The sequence below is a fragment of the Bartonella pachyuromydis genome, assembly GCF_039543065.1.
Classification (GTDB): domain Bacteria; phylum Pseudomonadota; class Alphaproteobacteria; order Rhizobiales; family Rhizobiaceae; genus Bartonella; species Bartonella pachyuromydis.
The window spans coordinates 253,305-271,953 of sequence record NZ_BAABJA010000001.1 but is presented as its reverse complement, the minus strand read 5'-3'; the positions used below and the strand labels follow the sequence as shown (position 1 = coordinate 271,953).

12 protein-coding genes are annotated in these 18,649 nt (G+C 38.4%); 4 read left to right on the top strand and 8 right to left on the bottom strand.

Going from position 1 to position 18,649, the window contains the following annotated elements:
• The first annotated feature begins 151 nt into the window (after positions 1-151).
• The 3 genes from addB to trxA all read left to right on the top strand — a co-directional run bounded on the left by addB (position 152) and on the right by trxA (position 7,177).
• The gene (addB, locus tag ABD917_RS01210; RefSeq protein ID WP_345118262.1) at positions 152-3,274 is read left to right on the top strand and encodes a double-strand break repair protein AddB; all 3,123 of its coding nucleotides are present in this window, start codon (positions 152-154) and stop codon (positions 3,272-3,274) included.
• The gene (gene addA, locus ABD917_RS01205) at positions 3,271-6,744 is read left to right on the top strand and encodes a double-strand break repair helicase AddA (RefSeq protein ID WP_345118261.1); all 3,474 of its coding nucleotides are present in this window, start codon (positions 3,271-3,273) and stop codon (positions 6,742-6,744) included. Before addB ends, addA begins: the two co-directional genes overlap by 4 nt.
• 109 nt (positions 6,745-6,853) lie before the next feature.
• Positions 6,854-7,177, top strand: a complete 324-nt coding sequence (gene trxA / locus ABD917_RS01200) for a thioredoxin (RefSeq protein ID WP_345118260.1) — start codon at positions 6,854-6,856, stop codon at positions 7,175-7,177.
• A 418-nt stretch (positions 7,178-7,595) separates the two neighbouring features.
• Here the strand turns inward: trxA and ABD917_RS01195 are convergent, their stop codons facing one another.
• The 3 genes from ABD917_RS01195 to ABD917_RS01185 form a co-directional block, all read right to left on the bottom strand.
• Entirely contained in the window at positions 7,596-9,173 is a 1,578-nt protein-coding gene (locus ABD917_RS01195) for a peptide chain release factor 3 (RefSeq protein WP_345118259.1), read from the bottom strand.
• Entirely contained in the window at positions 9,173-10,834 is a 1,662-nt protein-coding gene (locus ABD917_RS01190) for a lysine--tRNA ligase (protein ID WP_345118387.1), read from the bottom strand. The genes ABD917_RS01195 and ABD917_RS01190 overlap by 1 nt, the downstream gene beginning before the upstream one ends.
• Positions 10,835-11,225: 391 nt before the next feature.
• Positions 11,226-12,452 (bottom strand): argininosuccinate synthase, encoded by a 1,227-nt coding sequence (locus ABD917_RS01185; RefSeq protein WP_345118258.1) that lies wholly within the window; start codon positions 12,450-12,452, stop codon positions 11,226-11,228.
• A 165-nt stretch (positions 12,453-12,617) separates the two neighbouring features.
• On the opposite strand from ABD917_RS01185, the gene ABD917_RS01180 reads away from it, so the two are divergent.
• On the top strand, positions 12,618-13,256 hold the full coding sequence (locus ABD917_RS01180) for a LysE family translocator (RefSeq protein WP_345118257.1): 639 nt from the start codon (positions 12,618-12,620) through the stop codon (positions 13,254-13,256).
• 5 nt (positions 13,257-13,261) lie between these two features.
• Here ABD917_RS01180 and rlmN read toward each other — a convergent pair whose 3' ends face one another.
• The 5 genes from rlmN to ABD917_RS01155 form a co-directional block, all read right to left on the bottom strand.
• Positions 13,262-14,488, bottom strand: a complete 1,227-nt coding sequence (gene rlmN, locus ABD917_RS01175) for a dual-specificity RNA methyltransferase RlmN (protein ID WP_345118386.1) — start codon at positions 14,486-14,488, stop codon at positions 13,262-13,264.
• A gap of 40 nt (positions 14,489-14,528) precedes the next feature.
• Positions 14,529-15,032, bottom strand: coding sequence for an invasion associated locus B family protein (locus tag ABD917_RS01170; protein WP_345118385.1), 504 nt, complete (start codon positions 15,030-15,032; stop codon positions 14,529-14,531).
• Positions 15,033-15,505: 473 nt separating this feature from the next.
• On the bottom strand, positions 15,506-15,970 hold the full coding sequence (gene ptsN, locus ABD917_RS01165) for a PTS IIA-like nitrogen regulatory protein PtsN (protein WP_345118256.1): 465 nt from the start codon (positions 15,968-15,970) through the stop codon (positions 15,506-15,508).
• 1,194 nt (positions 15,971-17,164) lie between these two features.
• On the bottom strand, positions 17,165-17,965 hold the full coding sequence (gene lptB, locus ABD917_RS01160) for an LPS export ABC transporter ATP-binding protein (protein ID WP_345118255.1): 801 nt from the start codon (positions 17,963-17,965) through the stop codon (positions 17,165-17,167).
• The gene (locus ABD917_RS01155; protein WP_345118254.1) at positions 17,965-18,573 is read right to left on the bottom strand and encodes an LptA/OstA family protein; all 609 of its coding nucleotides are present in this window, start codon (positions 18,571-18,573) and stop codon (positions 17,965-17,967) included. The genes lptB and ABD917_RS01155 overlap by 1 nt, the downstream gene beginning before the upstream one ends.
• Between the last annotated feature and the right edge of the window lie 76 nt (positions 18,574-18,649).

Here is an 18,649-nt window from a genome sequence, read left to right as displayed (position 1 = left end):
TTGATCTATTGCGATTTTTATAGGATGAAACGCGAAATCTCTTGTAAAAAATGTCGCTTTTCGGTTTTTCCTCCCATAAAAATTGTATAGAGTGAAAACAGTACAAATAATCAATAAGATGGAATATTTCCACGCATCCCAATGAGATCACATGACTTATAAACCACGTGTCTTTTCTATTTCTCCGGGAACATCTTTTCTACCGCATTTTGTCGATGCACTGCTTTCCCACACTCTTATTGATAACTTTGCAGCAAATGGGGATATCCAAACTGCCCTTGCAGATACCCTCATTTATGTACCAACGCGCCGTGCTGCCCGTGCTTTGCGTATAGCCTTTGTTGAAAGAAGTGAGACAAAATCAACCTTCTTACCAACTATTCGCGCTCTAGGAGACGTGGATGAGGAGAGCTTTCTTTTTGATGACAATCATATTCACATGCTCAATCCTCCTATTGGAGAAAGTGAGCGCCTCCTGCTTCTCGCACGTCTCATTCGTCCATGGCGTGAGAATTTACCAAATCATTTGCGCGCCATGTTTGGTACAGAAGATGTGCTGATTCCTGCTCATACGGCTGATGCAATTTGGCTTGCTCAAGATTTAACGCAGTTGATGGATGAAATGGAAACAGAAGCAGCAGATTGGTCAAAACTTCAAGAAATTGCTCCCGATATGGTTGCCGAATGGTGGCAAATAACGCTCAATTTCCTTACCATTGTCACACAACGTTGGCCACAAATCTTACAAGAGAGAAGGCGAAGTAATCCAGCTGCATGGCGCAATCAAGCACTCAAAATGCACGCTGAGACTTTACGGCGGACTTGGCCTGATAAACCTATCATTGCGGCTGGTATATCGGGTTCTATTCCTGCTGTCTCTCATCTTTTAAAGGTTATTGCTTCTCTGCCAAAAGGCGCTGTTGTTCTTCCTGGACTTGATCTTTATATGGATGAAGAACAATGGGAGGCGTTAGGCACAACTTATAGCGAAAAAGAAACTGGTAATGTTTTCGACCATACAACGAATGTTTTTAGCCATCCTCAATATCACTTAAAAAAACTTCTCTCTCTGATGGGATGTCACCGCATTGATGTGAGCGAAATTGGTCAACAAAGCGCAATACAGAAAAGGCGTTCTGCTCTCTTATCAGAAGCACTGCGACCAGCCTCAACGACGCAGCATTGGGTGCAAATTGTCCGCGATGATTATGAAAACCTTTGTGCCAATTGGTCATTCATTGAAGCTGTAAATGAGCGTGAAGAAGCACTTACTATTGCTGTTGCTTTACGTAATGCCATTGAAGAGCCTCAAAAAACTGCAGCTCTTATTACCAATGATCGCAATCTCGCACGCCGTGTCACAGCTGAATTACAGCGTTTTGGTATTGAAGCAAATGATTCAGGCGGAATACCACTTGCACAAACACTCCCTGCAACCTTGTTACGACTTATTTTAGAAAATGTCTTACAATCTCATGACCCTATTGCTTTTCTTTCTCTTCTTAAACATCCTCTCACAACACTCAGACAAAATCGTCACCGTTTACGCGAAATGGCAGAAAATTTTGAACTCTTTGTTCTTCGAGGAAATACCAGCTGTATTCATCTTTGCGAATGCGACCAATTTCTTGAAAAATGGACCGCAACATATTTGAGTAATATTTCTGAAACCAATGTTTTAGATCAACAAAACTGTGAAGAAGCACGCCTGCTTTGTGATCTTTTGGTCAAAGCTGTGGAACCTTTAGCATCTCTTATGAAACAAGGGAAAGAATGTAGCATCAGTGAGGCCGCAGTAGCAACAGTTGAAGTTTTTGAAAATTTTGGCCGTGATGAAAACAATTCTCTTTTACATCTTTATCAACATGAATCAGGACAAGCTCTTTTAGCTTTTTTGCGTGAATTGGTGAGTGATCAATCAGGATTAACATTTCCTCTTTGTGAATGGCCGGCTGTATTTTCAGCCCTGATCGCAACGCGCTCTGTTACCCCCTCGCCTGGAGGACATCCACGTCTATTCATCTGGGGTAGCCTAGAATCGCGTTTGCAAACGGTTGATACCGTCGTTATCGGCGGTCTTAATGAAGGATCATGGCCTATTACAACCCGCAATGATGCTTTTTTATCGCGACCGATGAAAATGATGTTAATGCTCGACCCCCCAGAACAGCGCATTGGTCTTTCTGCCCATGACTTTCAGTGGGCTATGGGAATGAATAACGTGGTGATGAGCCGAGCACTACGGGTTAACCATACTCCTTCACTTCCTTCACGTTGGCTACAGCGCTTAGAAACAGTTATCGGAAAGCAGGTTTGGCAACAAATCCGTGCACGCGGTGAGATCTTCCTTCATTGGGCGAAAATGCTTGATCATACACAGAGCATTGCTGGTGCGACACGTCCTTGCCCTGTCCCCCCCCTTGAGACGCGTCCACGCCATTTTTCCGTTACTGAAATCGCAACATTGCGCTATGATCCTTATGCGATTTATGCCAAAAAAATCTTGCGTCTCAAACCGCTTAAGGCGCTCATTAATGCTCCTAGCGCTGCTGAACGTGGAACGCTTTACCATGCTATTCTTGCTGATTTTTGTCAACAAGTAAAAAATCCAAATGCTGCAAATGCACTCGATCTACTCCTCAATATTGGACGTAAAGAATTTGATAAATTCAATTTACCTGCTGATATTGAAGCAATCTGGTGGAACAATTTTGAAAGCCTTGCTCCATTTTTACTCCAATGGGAACAGAGTTTAGGTCCTCGAAAACGATATGCCGAAGTGGTATCGCAAAAAATACTTATAGGCACCACAGGTGTAACTCTTTCGGGACGCGCTGATCGTATTGATGTCTTACCAAACAACATGGTTGAAATACTTGATTTTAAAACCAGCACTCCCCCATCATCAAAACAAGTTCGCGATTTATTATTCCCACAATTGGCATTGGAAACAGCTTTGCTTATGCAAGGTGCTTTTACAGATTTTCAAAATCTTATCCCTATCAATTTATCTTATATTGCTCTTAATAAAAAAGGCAAAATCACCTCTCAATCAATCCTTATAAAGAGGGGAGAAAAAAATCACCAAAGTGCCATTGATCTTGGTGAAAGTGCATGGGAACACCTTATTGCGTTAATAAACCACTATAAAAATCCACAACAAGGCTATCTTTCACATGCTGTCCCCATAGCAACACGATATGAAGGGGACTATGACCATTTGGCACGCTTATGGGAATGGTCAAGTGGAGTTCAGAAAGCAGACCAATCATGACTTCTTTTTCTATTCCTGAAGCAGCCCTTGAAGCACAAGCAACAGCAACTCATCCAAAAACAAATGTATGGGTTTCTGCAAATGCAGGATCTGGAAAAACCCACGTTTTAAGTGAACGCGTCATTCGTTTACTTTTAAATGGGACATCTCCAGCACGTATTTTATGTCTTACTTATACAAGAGCTGCTGCTGCTGTTATGCAATCGCGAATTTTTCGCACACTCTCTAGCTGGAATGAATTAGACGACGCACAGCTACAACAAACCTTATCAAAATTTGAAAAGAAGCCCATCAATGCGCAAAAATTGACCTATGCACGTCAACTCTTTGCTCGTGCCTTAGAGACGCCAGGGGGCTTAAAAATCCAAACTATTCACGCATTTTGTGAATCTCTTTTGCATCAATTTATGCTAGAAGCAAATATCGCCGGACATTTCGAACTACTTGATGATATCCGTCGAAAAAAACTCCTCGAAGAAGCCCGTCTCCAGCTTTTGGAGCATAAAGACGCACAGGTAGCTTTAAAACAGCTGCTTAACGTTATCAGTGAGCACACTTTTTACCAATTGTTGTATGAAGCAACTGAAAAACAACATAAATTGTCTGGTTTTTTGACCTCTGTTTTGTCTGAAAATGGAGAAGAAAAATTGCATGCGCTCTTTCATTTAGCGCCTGATGATACAAATGAACAATTGTTAAAAAACATTCAACAAACTGCCTGCTTGCCTCTTTATGCTTTTACACATTGCCAAACCTATGGCAATAAGAGCCTAAAAGATGTGATCGAGAAATTTTCCCAATTAAAAGACGCTTGTGATGAAACAAATATTATCGATATTATTTCCGATATTTATTTTAAAACAACAGGAGAACCACGCAATTTTTCACGTTTATCTTGTAAAAAAGCAGATGAAGTCTGGCCATTTATTCAACAAATGATTGAAGATAAACAAAACAAACTTTCTGTTCTTTTAGAAAAATATCAATGTGCAAAAATTGCCACACTTAACAGGGCTGCTTTCCAGCTTTGTGCTATATATCTTAACATTATCGCCAATCTTAAAAAAGCCAATGGTCTCTTAGATTTTGATGACCTTATTGAACGCACACTCCACTTGTTAAAGCGTAAAGGTGCAAGCCAATGGGTGCACTATAAACTGGATAGTGGTCTTGATCATATTTTGCTTGATGAAGCACAAGATACCAACCCTGAGCAATGGCAAATTATTCAACTTTTGGCGCAAGAATTTTTCACAGGGCATGGTCAACGTACAAATATCCGTACTCTTTTTGCTGTTGGAGATGAAAAGCAATCCATCTATTCTTTTCAAGGGGCAGCTCCAGAAAATTTTGCTGAAAATGGACGAATGGTTCAAAAAAAAGTGCAGCAGGTCAATCAAAAATTTGAAAAAATACAACTCAATTATTCTTTTCGCTCTACAGCTGATGTCCTTAAAAGCGTTGACCTTGTTTTTGAAACACCAGAAAATTATAAAGGGCTTTCAGCAGAAAATACAAAGACAGTGCATGAAGCCATTCGTGTTCACAACCCAGGTGATGTTATTGTATGGGACGCTATTTCCAAAGAAAAAAATGACCTCCCTGATGAGTGGCATTTAAGCGTTGAGCATTTAGACTCACCTGAAATACGTTTGGCAGAAAAAATTGCTGAAACAATTGCCGGCTGGTTGCATAATGGAAAAATACTACCCGCGAAAGGGCGCCTCATGCGTGCTCGTGATATTATGGTTTTGGTGCGTAAACGTGATCATTTTGTTTCTGCTCTATCCCGTGCCCTTAAACAACGCAATATTCCTGTAGCGGGTGCTGATCGGTTACAACTCACCAATCATATGAGTGTGCGTGATTTAATGGCGCTGGCACGTTTTGTTTTGCAACCACAAGATGATCTTTCTCTTGCTTGTGTTTTAAAAAGCCCACTTTTTGCTCTGAGTGAAGAGGAGCTTTTTCAGCTTGCCGCTCATCGTACAGGCTCCCTTTGGCAAAGCCTCTGTATACATGCTTCATCACATAAATCTTTTAAAACCGCTTTTGAAAATTTGAGTAACTATCGTATTCTCGTAGATAAAATACCGGTTTTTGAATTTTATAGCCATATTTTAAACAATGATAAGGGACGACAGAAAATACTCGCACGTTTAGGAGTGGAAGCAAATGATGTCCTTGATGCCTTTATGGATTATACACTTACCATTCAAAAAACTGGTTTACCAGGGTTGCAAGCTTTTTTGGAAACACTCACTGCAAATGATCCAGAAATTAAACGCGAGTTTGATCAAAATCACGAAGAAATTCGTATTATGACTGTTCATGCCGCGAAAGGCTTAGAAGCTGCCGTGGTCTTTCTGGTTGATCCAGGAAGTGCTATTTGGCACCCTCAACACGCACCCCATTTGCTTAAAGCACCTTCAAATGATGGACAATGGAATGATCAACAAGCATTTATTTGGCGTCCCAATGAAAAATTTGATACAAAACTCTCTAAACAAGCATTGTCATACTTAAAAGAACGGGCAGAAGAAGAATATAGGCGTCTGCTTTATGTAGGAATGACACGTGCTGAAGATCGCTTGTTTGTTTGTGGATATAGTGGTGAAAAAACTTCTCCTCATACATGGCTACAATTGGTAAAAAATGCTCTCAAACCCCATGCCGTTGCTATAAAAGGTCCAGCAGAAGATATTGAGGCTTGGCGTTATTGCATTACACCTTCTTCTTCTCCCTCTACAAATCAAGAAATACCTTGTACTGAGCGCCAAGTGCTCCCATCTTTGCCTGCTTTTTTTTCTCATAAAGTTCCAGCAGAACCAGCTCTACCCAAACCATTGCGGCCCTCTGTTGCAAGCCTTTCTATTGAAGCTGATCCTGAGATTTCCTCTAATCCAAAACATCTTAGTATTTCACCTGTCTTAGGAGAAACAAATACCAACAGAGCTTTTTTCATTGAATATGGTAATATTATTCACCGATTGCTGCAATACTTGCCCAATTGTTCCCCTCAAAAACGTCGTGATTACGCCCAACACTATCTTAACAGTAAAGCTTCTCATTGGCAGGAAACACAAAAAGAAAAAGCACTTTGTCATGTCTGGCAGATTTTAGATCATGTCTATCTCATCCCCCTCTTCTCTGAACATTCGCGTGCTGAAGTCCCTTTAATGGGTACTGTCAAAATTCGTGGAAAAGAACACGCAATTTCTGGTCAAATTGACCGTCTCTACATCACAGAAAACAGCATAATCTTTGCAGATTTTAAAACGGGAACACCACCTGAAGATGAAGCTGCTATCCCTCCACACCATTTGTTGCAAATGGCTCTTTACCGCAAATTGCTACAAGCTATTCATCCAAACAAAGATATTCAAGCTCTTCTTATTTACAGTAAAGAAGCGAAAGTTTTTAAGCTTTTTCCAGAAAAACTCGAAGCACTTCTGAATGAAATTGCATGATAAACCGAAAAAACCTTTTTCATAAAACTCCTTATCATTTATCTTTGCAATAACTTGATATGAAGCGTTATCGTACCAATCTATAGAAATGAATATAAAGGACAAATCAATGACATGTATAAAAGTTGATAAGAGCAATTTCGAAAGTGAAGTGCTGACCTCCTCTACCCCTGTTGTGGTTGATTTTTGGGCAGAGTGGTGTGGACCTTGCAAAATGATTGCTCCGATTTTAGATGAAATTTCAATGGAAATGCAAAATCAAGTTAAAATTACCAAAGTGAATATCGATGAAAATCCAGAACTGGCTACCCAATATGGAGTGCGCTCGATTCCTACTTTATTGATGTTCAAAGGTGGAAGCGTTGCATCAAATATGGTTGGTGCTGCTGCCAAAGGTCGCATTTCTGAGTGGATCAAAGAGGGACTTCGCTAAGCCTTCTTATCGTAATTTTTCTATAAAAAGGAGAGAGCGTATCTCTCCTTTTTCTATGATTTTTGAAAATAGTTTTTTTCTTGTCAAGATATCTGTTTTAACATTTCTTAAAGTACTTAAATCCATTTCGCAATAACATACGTAAATGCTGTCATATTTACCATTATGAAGAAACAAGCTGGAGCACCATTATGCTATTTGTGTTAGTCTTCAATGTTTCTATAGCCCTTAACATTTGAAAGCGTTCGTAAAAGGCCGTGTATTCCTTTCTTGTACAATTTTACCCACATGTCAGCTTCATCCATAACGTACAAACAAATGATTTTAAGTGATTCAAAATAAGAGAGACTTACAATTTTTGGGTTCTTATTCAAGATAAATAACAATAAGTTATCTTTATAAATCAATGTGTTGCAGTTTATTCAGAGCGTATTTGATAATCCTTAAAAGAAGCAAATTTTATTTTTGGTGCTCGTTCTGCTTCATAATTTAATGAAAAATGGTTTTCTGCTAAAAAAACCGGAGCGCCCTCTAGATCATGAGCAATAGCAGAACGGTGATTGGTGAGAAACTTTTGCAGTTCATCTTTACTTTCTGCTGAAATCCAACGACATATATTAAAACGTGCTGTTTCAAAATTTACCGGCAAGCCGTATTCTATTTTAAGCCGTTCTTTGAGAACATCAATTTGCAAAGCACCAATCACACCAATAAGAGAAGGTGAACCATCATCGGGAATAAATAATTGCACGACCCCTTCTTCTGCCATTTGTTGCAAAGCTTCTTTCAATTTTTTTGCTTTCATCGGATCGCCCAAACAAACACGACGCAAAATTTCCGGTGCAAAATTTGGTACTCCCTTAAAAAGGATATCTTCTCCTTCCGTCAAGGTATCACCAATACGCAATGTTCCATGGTTAGGAATTCCTACAATATCACCGGCATAGGCTTGATCTGCGATTTGCCGCGAACGTGCAAAGAAAAATTGTGGTGCTGAGAGTGTTAGCGGCTTTCCTGTTCTGACTAACTTTGTTTTCATGCCACGTTCAAGTGTCCCCGAACATACCCGAAAAAATGCAATACGATCACGGTGATTAGGATCCATATTCGCCTGTATCTTAAAAACAAACCCTGTCATTTTAGATTCTGTTGCAACAATATTGCGTTGATCTGCACTCTGATCACGAGGACTTTGACCAAAATCAACCAATGCATTAATCAAATCACGAACACCAAAATTTCGTAAAGCAGAACCAAAATAAACCGGTGTCATATGACCTTCACGGAAAGCTTGAAGATCAAAATTTTTGCAAGCACTTCGTGCAAGTTCTACGCCTTCAATAAAATTCAAACGTTGATATTGGGGAAGCAAATTTGCAACCTCATCAAGGTTAGAGACTGTCTGTTGTGTTACCTCATCATCCTTTTGACGAAACCTATTATGATGAAGATCAAATGTTCCTAAAAAATCTTTACCTTTACCAATCGGCCAAGTTATTGGTGCAGTATCAAGAGCAAGTTTTTCTTCAATCTCATCTAAAAGCTCTATGGGATCGCGTGCCTCACGATCCATTTTGTTGATAAAAGTAACGATAGGAATATCCCGCATTCGACACACTTCAAACAATTTCAATGTTCTAGGCTCAATTCCGCGTGCACCATCTAGCACCATAATAGCACTATCAACAGCGGTGAGAGTGCGATAGGTATCATCCGCAAAATCCTCATGTCCCGGAGTATCCAGAAGATTAAAAATGTGATTTGCATATTCAAATGTCATCACTGAGGTTACAACTGAAATACCGCGGTCTCGTTCGATATGCATCCAATCAGAACGGGTTTGAATACGGTCTTTTTTTGCTTTTACCTCACCAGCAAGCTGAATAGCACCACCGAATAATAACAGTTTTTCCGTTAGCGTTGTTTTCCCCGCATCTGGATGGGCGATAATTGCAAATGTACGACGCCGTTTTACTTCTTGCACACGCTTTTCCATTATTCCCCCGCAGGTCGCACAAGCGCTTCAGCAATCAGCGCACGCATTTCATCAATACCATATAAGGCAATAAATGAGCCCAATCGCGGTCCTCGTTCTTGCCCTAAAAGAACTTCATAGAGCATTTGAAAAAAGACATTTGAAACACCTGGCCCCCCTTCAGGACTTTTTTTGCTATGGTCTTGATAGCGTTCTGTTAAACGTGCAACATCAAGAAGTGCATTTTGAATCGTGTTTCCATCAGCAGCTTCAGACAAACTAGCTAATTTTGCATCAATTTGCTTTAATGTTGCTCGTTCATTATCATCTGCTGATCGAAATTTTTTGTTTGGTTTAACAAAAACATCAAAATATTTAATGGCAAATTGCACCAATTGATCAAGCTCTGGATAAGTTTGTGCATTTGCTCCTTTAGCGTAGCGGGAAATAAAACCCCAGAGAACCTCTTTATTCTCTGCATTCGAAGCACTTACCAAATTGAGTAACAAAGAAAAGGGTACAGGTAAATCAACCTGTGGAGGGCAACCGTTATGGATATGCCATACCGGATTATTAAGCCGCTCCTTCCATTGTTGACGACCATAAGCCGAAAGATGCGCATAATATTCATCAACGGCTTTGGGAATAACATCAAAATAAAGCCGTTTTGCTGTTTTGGGCTTGGCAAACATATAAAGCCCTAAACTCTCCGTTGGAGCATATGTTAACCACTCATCAATGGTTAAACCATTTCCTTTGGATTTAGAAATCTTCTGACCCCTCTCATCCAAAAAAAGCTCATAGTTAAATCCTTCTGGTGGCTTTCCACCAAGTACTTTACAAATCTTAGAAGAAAGGTTCGTGGAATCAATAAGATCTTTTCCTGCCATTTCATAATCAACACCAAGCGCTGTCCAGCGCATTGCCCAATCTACCTTCCATTGACATTTAACTTTTCCCCCCGTTACTTCCGTTTCAATGGTATCTCCTGTTTCAGGCTCAATATAGGTAACCGTGCCTTTTTCAACATTACGAGCAATCATAGGCACCTGTAACACTTTTCCAGAAAATGGAGAAATCGGTAAAAAGAGTGAATAAGTAGCACGCCTTTCTTCACCCAAAGTAGGCAAAACAATTGCCATAACCTTGTCATAACAAGCAAGTATTTTTAAGAGTGTTTCATCAAAACGACCGGAACTATAATAATCGGTAGCACTGGCAAATTCATAATCAAAACCAAAACGATCAAGAAAAGTGCGCAAACGCGCATTATTTGCTGCTCCAAAAGAAGGATAAATATCACCAAAAGGATCTGGGACGCGACTAAGCGGTTGACCAAGGTAGTTTTCCATCTTATCCCGATCAGGTACATTATCTGGAACTTTGCGCAAACCATCCATATCATCAGAAAAACAAAGCAATTTTGTTTTTACTTTATCTTCTGTGAGAATACGGAATGCATGACGTACCATAGTGGTACGTGCTACTTCCCCAAAGGTGCCAATATGCGGTAAACCAGAAGGTCCGTAGCCTGTTTCAAATATTATACTTTCTGGATAACCCGTTTTTTCATATCGTTTGATAATCTTACGTGCTTCTTCAAATGGCCAAGCTCTTGATTGAACAGCTGCATCTTTTAATTCTGACGTAAGGCTAAGGGCATTACAATGATCAGGCATCATCATCTTTATCCTAAAAAATTAAACTCTTTAAAAGTATGGTGTATGGTTCTTGAATTCATTCGTCAATAATAGCAAGTGAAAAGCTATCAAAAATCTTTCTATCAAGTCTTGTTATGACTAGATTTTGCCCTATTCTTTCTTTTGTATTTTTTTATATCAATGAAGTATAAATATTATGAATATGTAATTTACTCATTTTAGTTATTGGTGTCTTGATCGCCGTTATTTTAGGTTTTGCTTATTACACTTATCAACAAGAAAAAAATCTTCTAACATTGAACTTAAAATCGGACAGCAAAACACTTTGCCAACATCGATAAGTTAGAAAAATGACAAAATAAAATATTTTATACAGAAAATATCATTTTATTATACTTGTTAAAAATGGGATTTATTTACGCTCTAGAGAACGCGCTGCCAATGTGCGCAAACGCAAAGCGTTTAACTTAATAAAACCTGCCGCATCTTTTTGGTCATAAGCCCCTTCATCATCCTCAAAAGTGACCAATTGACTAGAGTAAAGGGATTTTTCGCTCTGGCGTCCTTCAACAATTACATTACCTTTATAAAGTTTTAATGTTACTTCGCCTTCAACATTTTCTTGAGATAAATCAATAGCAGCTTGCAACATTTTGCGTTCAGGTGAAAACCAAAAGCCATAATAAATGAGTTCTGCATAACGCGGCATTAACTCATCTTTCAAATGCGCTGCACCACGATCCAATGTTAAAGATTCTATTGCTCGGTGAGCCGTCAAAAGAATGGTTCCTCCTGGTGTCTCATAAATGCCACGCGATTTCATACCAACAAAACGATTTTCCACCAAATCTAACCGGCCGATACCATTATCGCGTCCATAACTATTCAATTCAGAAAGTAAATTCGCGGGAGAGAGACTTTTTCCATTAATCGAAACGGCATCACCTTTTTTAAAGAAAATCGTGATTATAGTTGCTTGATCTGGAGCAGCTTCTGGCGAAAGAGTCCGCATATGTACATATTCAGGAGCAGGAATCGCAGGATCTTCCAAAATTTTGCCTTCCGATGATGAGTGCAATAAATTTGCATCAACTGAAAAAGGGGCTTCACCTTGTTTATCCTGTGCTACAGGAATTTGATGCGCATGTGCAAAGTTAATTAAATCCGTTCGACTTTTAAAAGACCAATCACGCCATGGAGCAATAATTTTAATCTCAGGATTAAGTGCATAAGCAGAAAGCTCAAAGCGTACTTGGTCATTGCCCTTTCCTGTTGCCCCATGAGCGATAGCATCTGCTCCTGTTTCCTTAGCAATTTCAATAAGCCGCTTGGAAATAAGTGGACGCGCAATTGATGTCCCTAAAAGATAGCTCCCTTCATAAACGGCATTGGCTCGAAACATCGGAAAAACAAAATCACGCACAAATTCTTCACGTAAATCTTCTACATAGATTTCTTTAACACCCAACATCTCAGCTTTACGACGCGCAAGCGCTAACTCTTCCCCTTGTCCTAAATCGGCTGTAAAAGTTACAACTTCAGCACCTAGCTCACTTTGTAACCATTTCAGAATAATGGACGTATCCAAGCCACCTGAATAGGCTAAAACAACTTTTCTCATATTTTTCCACTTTTTCATTTTAAAATTCCGTTTTTTTAATTTAGAGATTAAAAACTATGCAAATAAACTTCTTTTGAACAACATTTAAAAGATGCAAAAAAATACAAAAAGGTGTAAAAAAGCACGTTTTGTAAGAGGTGTAAATTATCTGAACCTCTTTACACTATAATTAAAGAGGTTTGCATGTCATTTTTTCCTGAGTGGCCTATTTTGATACAATTTTCTGTGGCATCGTTGATTTTAGCACTTATTCCGGGACCAGATATGATGCTTTCTATAGGACGAACCATTACACAAAGTAAAAAAGCTGGAATTATGTGCGCTCTTGGGAGTGCAACAGGTTTTGCTATTCAAGTTACCGCTGTAGCTCTTGGCTTATCGGCTCTTATTTTTGCTTCACCGCATACTTTTGTTCTTCTTAAAATCGCCGGTGCTTTTTATCTTTTATGGCTTGCCCTTCAAGCATTACGTAAGCATTCAACATTTTCTATTGAACAAACCTCATCTCAATATAAGAGCTCCAAACGTAACTATCTTGCTGGTATTGGAATTAATCTTTTAAATCCTAAAGTTATTCTTTTTAACGTAACCTTCTTACCACAATTTATTAATGCCAATGACCCCATGGCAACACAAAAACTGCTCATCTTAGGGTTTTCTTATATTCCTATTTCTCTGCCCATCACAATTTCTACGGTTTTTATGGCTCATAAACTTTTCAAAAGTCTCAAACAAAACCCTCTTTATATGCGCTTTTTTAACTGGCTTATCGCAGGTACTTTTACCAGCTTTGCCCTCCATCTTCTTATAACTGGACATTGAGTTTGTTAACTACCTAATGCTTCTTCAAGCTGCAAACGTTGAGATTTACGTAAACGTTCTGAAGCTGACTTAAGTTGACCACACGCTGCTAAAATATCGCGCCCGCGCGGCATTCGAATAGGCGAAGCATAGCCCGCTTGATTAACAACATCAGCAAAACGTTCAATTTGTTCCCAATCAGAGCATTGATAATTACTTCCCGGCCATGGATTAAAAGGAATCAAATTAATCTTAGCAGGAATACCTTTCAATAATTGAATTAATCTCTTAGCATCATCCAAACTATCATTTATGTCTTTCAACATAACATATTCAAATGTAATTCGTTTGGCGTTGGAAAGACCTGGATAATTACGGCAAGCATCCATTAATATAGCAAGTGGATACTTTTTATTGATTGGAACAAGCATATCCCGAAGTGAATCATGCACCGCGTGGAGTGAAATCGCTAACATAACGCCAATTTCTTCTCCTGTTCGGATAATACCAGGAACCACTCCACTGGTTGAAAGCGTAATCCGACGTTTTGATAAAGAAAGCCCCTCTCCATCAGACGCAATCAATAAAGCTTTTTTGACTGCTTCAAAATTATAAAGCGGCTCCCCCATCCCCATCATCACGATATTGGTGATTTTACGCCCTTCAACGGGAACAATTGCCCCATCAGGCGTATTCTTATCAGGAAAATCACCCAAACAATCACGCGCGACGAGTAATTGCGCTAAAATCTCTTCTGCTGTGAGATTGCGAACAAGTATTTGTGTTCCCGTATGACAAAAAGAACAGGTTAACGTACAACCTACCTGCGATGAAAGACACAAAGTACCACGCCCCTCTTCAGGGATATAAACCGTTTCAATTTCCACAGGTCTCCCAGCGCCACGAGCTGGAAAACGTAAAAGCCATTTACGCGTACCATCTTTTGATATTTGTTCCCCAACAATTTCTGGACGTGCAATGGAAAAATGGTTTTTAAGCATCTCTTGCATGGGTTTAGAAATATTTCGCATCTCATCAAAATTTGAAACACCACGCACATAAAGCCAATGCCAGAGCTGACGTACACGCATACGCGTTTGGCGCTCTGGTATACCAACTTCTTTTAAAGCTTGTATCATTTCATCTTGAGATAAACCAATTAAAGAGAACTTAGAATTCTCTTTCACCATAAGATGATTTTTTCCCCGTACCGGACATAAGCCAACAGGTTTAAGATCATAAGAAATAGCCATTGTTTTCCAATTTATACCATCGGTTAGAGTTTGAAAGGCCTTAATGGCATTTCTGAGCCGCATTTAATGCAGCGGTTACCCCTTTTAAGGAATAAGTATAGGTAGTAGCAGTTCCCCGTTTTGAAAGTGCTTTCACTGTCATATTCTTTCCAGCACGCATAGCAGAAACAAGCTGTTTCTCTAACTCCGATGAGGATAGCCAAGCTGATGAATCTTTCGTGAAAAAATTAAAATTCTTATCTCCAATAGTGACTGTAACTTTTGATCCTTCCTTAAGTGGATAACCCGCCATGAATTGTGGTTCAAATGAAACTGGCGAATGAGAACGCTTAGTAAGCAAAAAAAAGTTATCACCATGATTAACTGTTGTTGGAAGAGACTGTAAAGGTATTGACAACACATAGCAAATAGTATTTTGGGGCGATTTATAAGAATAGGCTCCCCAAGCTTCAAATTGATTTAAACGGCTTGGTGTTTGTGCACACACTCCTCCAGCAATAACCAGAACCATTACAGATACAGCAATAACAGTCTTTTTAAACATCTTCACTTAGCTCACTTCTTTAATTTCTAACAAGATTCTTTTCATCGGAAAAGCTCAACAAAAACTCGTTGATGTTTCAACGTCGTTGTTACAATCCTTTCAATAAACAAAATATTTCCACGTTCATTTGAACAATTTCTTAATTTTTAATTATGACCTCTTAGTTGTTACAAAAATATGAATTTTTTATTCAACAACAAGATTAAAAAAACATCATTTTGATCTTATGCGACCAATGTTTTTTCTTGTAAAAAATTATTCCTTAAGCAATTGGAATCTAAAAAATGTACCATCACCCAACCAAGAAATAAACTGCACTCTTTTGCCGCAAACAATTTACTACAAAACCCTGAAAATACATCTCATAAAGAAACATGTCAAATTCCACAGTTTTTAGTTCTTTAAATACGAATTATATTATCTTCTAGCCTGCACTGTGGTGCACTATTGGCAACAATACACCACACCATCCTTTAAGCTGCATTCGATTCTGAATTTTGAATCAGTAAAGCATAAAGCCCATTAGAATCATGGGTGTTGCGCAATTTTTGAATAACATCAGCATGACGTAAAACACGCGCAATTTGCGACAAAGCTTTCAAGTGATCTGCACCTGCATTCTCAGGCGCTAAAAGGAGAAAAACAAGATCTATAGGTTCATCGTCAAGAGCCTCAAAATCAACTGGACTTTCAAGACGTGCAAAGATACCAATAATTTGGTCAATATCCGGTAGTTTTCCATGAGGAATCGCAATACCACCTCCTAAACCCGTTGAGCCTAATTTTTCACGTTGTAAAACAACATCAAAAATCATACGTTCATTAAGACCTGTCAGCTCAGCAGCTTTTTCAGCTAAAATCTGCAGAACTTGTTTCTTCGAATTCGCCTTAAGAGCCGGAATAATTGCTTCCGGTGCAATTAACTCACTCAAATTCATACTTTAATTTTCCCTTTACATGCTCAAATGCTCACCTACAAACTCGTAAACCGTGCTCTCTAAAGTCCTTGCATTTTCTTGCATCATCACATGTGATACTACTTTTCAATTTATAATGGGTGATGGCTCAATTCATTTCCTATCACTCTTAGCGCAACAATAATTAATCATTCAGCTTCTAATTAACAGCATGAGAAAATGAGGAAATGACATTGTCCATAAAATTAATTTCCCTATAATCCTAACAAAAGCCATCATCCATAAATTTATCTATCCTTTCATTACAACAGTTAGTGTACCATTCCTTACGACATCTTCCTTTGTCTTTTAGAGCTAACTTTTATGAAATAACAAAAATATAGAGGAAAACGGCACTCTGCTTTGATAAATACTGTACAGCTTGAACTATGCCAGATTACGACAATCTCAAAGGCTTTAAATCAGCCAATAGTTATTTTAAAGAGATTCGTAGATTGGTCTGATACCCATAGCTGTATACCCACTTTAAATACGCAATGCGAGCAAACGAAATATCACAAACCCTACTTGATAACCATAATATATATAACCCATGGTGTTACCGTCAAAATATCCGAAACAGTATTATCGATCTGTTGTTTGATTCAAAAGAGAAAAATATTATTAATATCTATATACCTTCTAACAACATACGTATCCATTTACAGCCCCATTTACCATTCATTATAAGGTTAATCTAGTGATATCTTTTCCATGATATAATCAAAAGCAAACTAAAAATATAAAATAATGAAACCATTCCATCTTTATGAGAACTTTTTCTACTCTTTAGAAAAATCTATTTAAGGCTATGATTATAAAAAAAGTTTGAGAACAAATTAAGATGCTTTCAGAAAGAGTCATATGAACCATATCTTTTAAAAAACTTTATTGTCTAACACAATGGTAAAATCCTATTTTGCTATATTCCTCAAACAATTGTATCTGCTATTTTTATTTCAAACTCTTCACAACATCGTCATAATTTCTGTAACGAAGCAATAAATTTTTGATTGTATGGTAAAAATATGTATTGAGCATATTTTATAAAGAATCACATAAAATTCCCTATTCCCCTCATGAATATGTTTGATTTCATGAATGGATAGAAACAGCACTCATGTTTATTATGTTGTTTTGTGTAAGGATAAATGAAAACGCATAAAAAATGTAAAATCAGAGAGAAAATTGATCGCCTAAATAAATTCTGCGCACATCAACATTGTTGATAATATCGTTAGGACCACCATGAACTAATACTTGACCAGCGTGGATGATATACGCACGATCGACAAGCCCTAATGTTTCTCGTACATTATGATCAGTTATCAAAACACCAATTCCACGTCTTGTTAAATGACGAATAAGCTGTTGGATATCAAAAATAGCGATAGGATCAATTCCTGCAAATGGTTCATCTAGTAACATAAAATTGGGACGAGAAGCTAGAGCGCGTGCAATTTCAAGTCGCCGACGTTCCCCCCCAGATAAGGAAAGTGCTGGCATTTTTCGTAAATGATCAATTTTAAATTCATGTAAAAGACTATCTAACTCTTCACGTCGTTTATAGCGATCTTTTTCAACGATCTCCAAAACAGCTTTAATATTATTTTCTACCGAAAGACCACGAAAAATAGAGGCTTCTTGGGGAAGATAGCCGATACCCAAACGAGCACGGCGATACATCGGAAGATGGGTGATATCAAATCCGTCAATTTTAATAGATCCTCCATCAGACTTAATAAGCCCCGTAACCATATAAAAACATGTCGTTTTTCCCGCGCCATTAGGACCTAAAATGCCGACAGCTTCTCCGGTACGAATGCCAAAAGAAACTCCCTTAACAGCCTGTCTTCCACGATAAACTTTAATCAAATGACTGGCAATTAAAGTTCCCTTTAAGCGCTTTCTAAAAGCTTCACTTGCTAGGCCAGATCTATCTGTCTGTTTTTTCTTTTGATTCCAAACATGAAACATTAATGGCCATTCTTTTCACTTTGTTTAAAAATAATAGAAACACGGCCCTTTTTCTTAGACGTCTCACAACCTTCTAGAAAAGCCTTTCCGCTTTTCATATCTGCCGTTAATTTGCACCCTGTTGCTACATTATCACCATCGGTTAGTACAACATTATTTCCTGTTAAGCTCATTATTTTTGATTTGCCATCAAAAACGCCTTTATCACCCGTAGCAACTTGTGTAGCAATTTTTATATAAACCTTCCCTAAAGCTTCCATTTTCTTAACACCCGTTGAACCAAGCCAAGCAGGCGATGATGCCTTTGTATCTGCTTGGATTTTATCGGCAGCATTATAAATCTTATCATAGTAAACGACTAATTTTGCTGTTCGCAAAAGACGATCACCTTGTGTGACAGAAACATCACCACTAAAGAGCGCTATCCCTTCTTTATCACGTATTTCTAAAGAATCGGCATAAAGTTCTACCGGTTCTTTGTCATTTGATAAATTAATGCCAAAATGGGCGGCTTCAGCATATCCAAAAACTGTTCCAACCTCTAATATTCCTAGGCTTAAAGCCAAAGTCCTACACATCCATTGTTTGTATGATCCCCTCAGCTTCATTTCATTACTTCTCACTCTTATTCTGTTCACAGATACACATATTTCTTTTACATAAAAATCATTTATGGTTCGTACT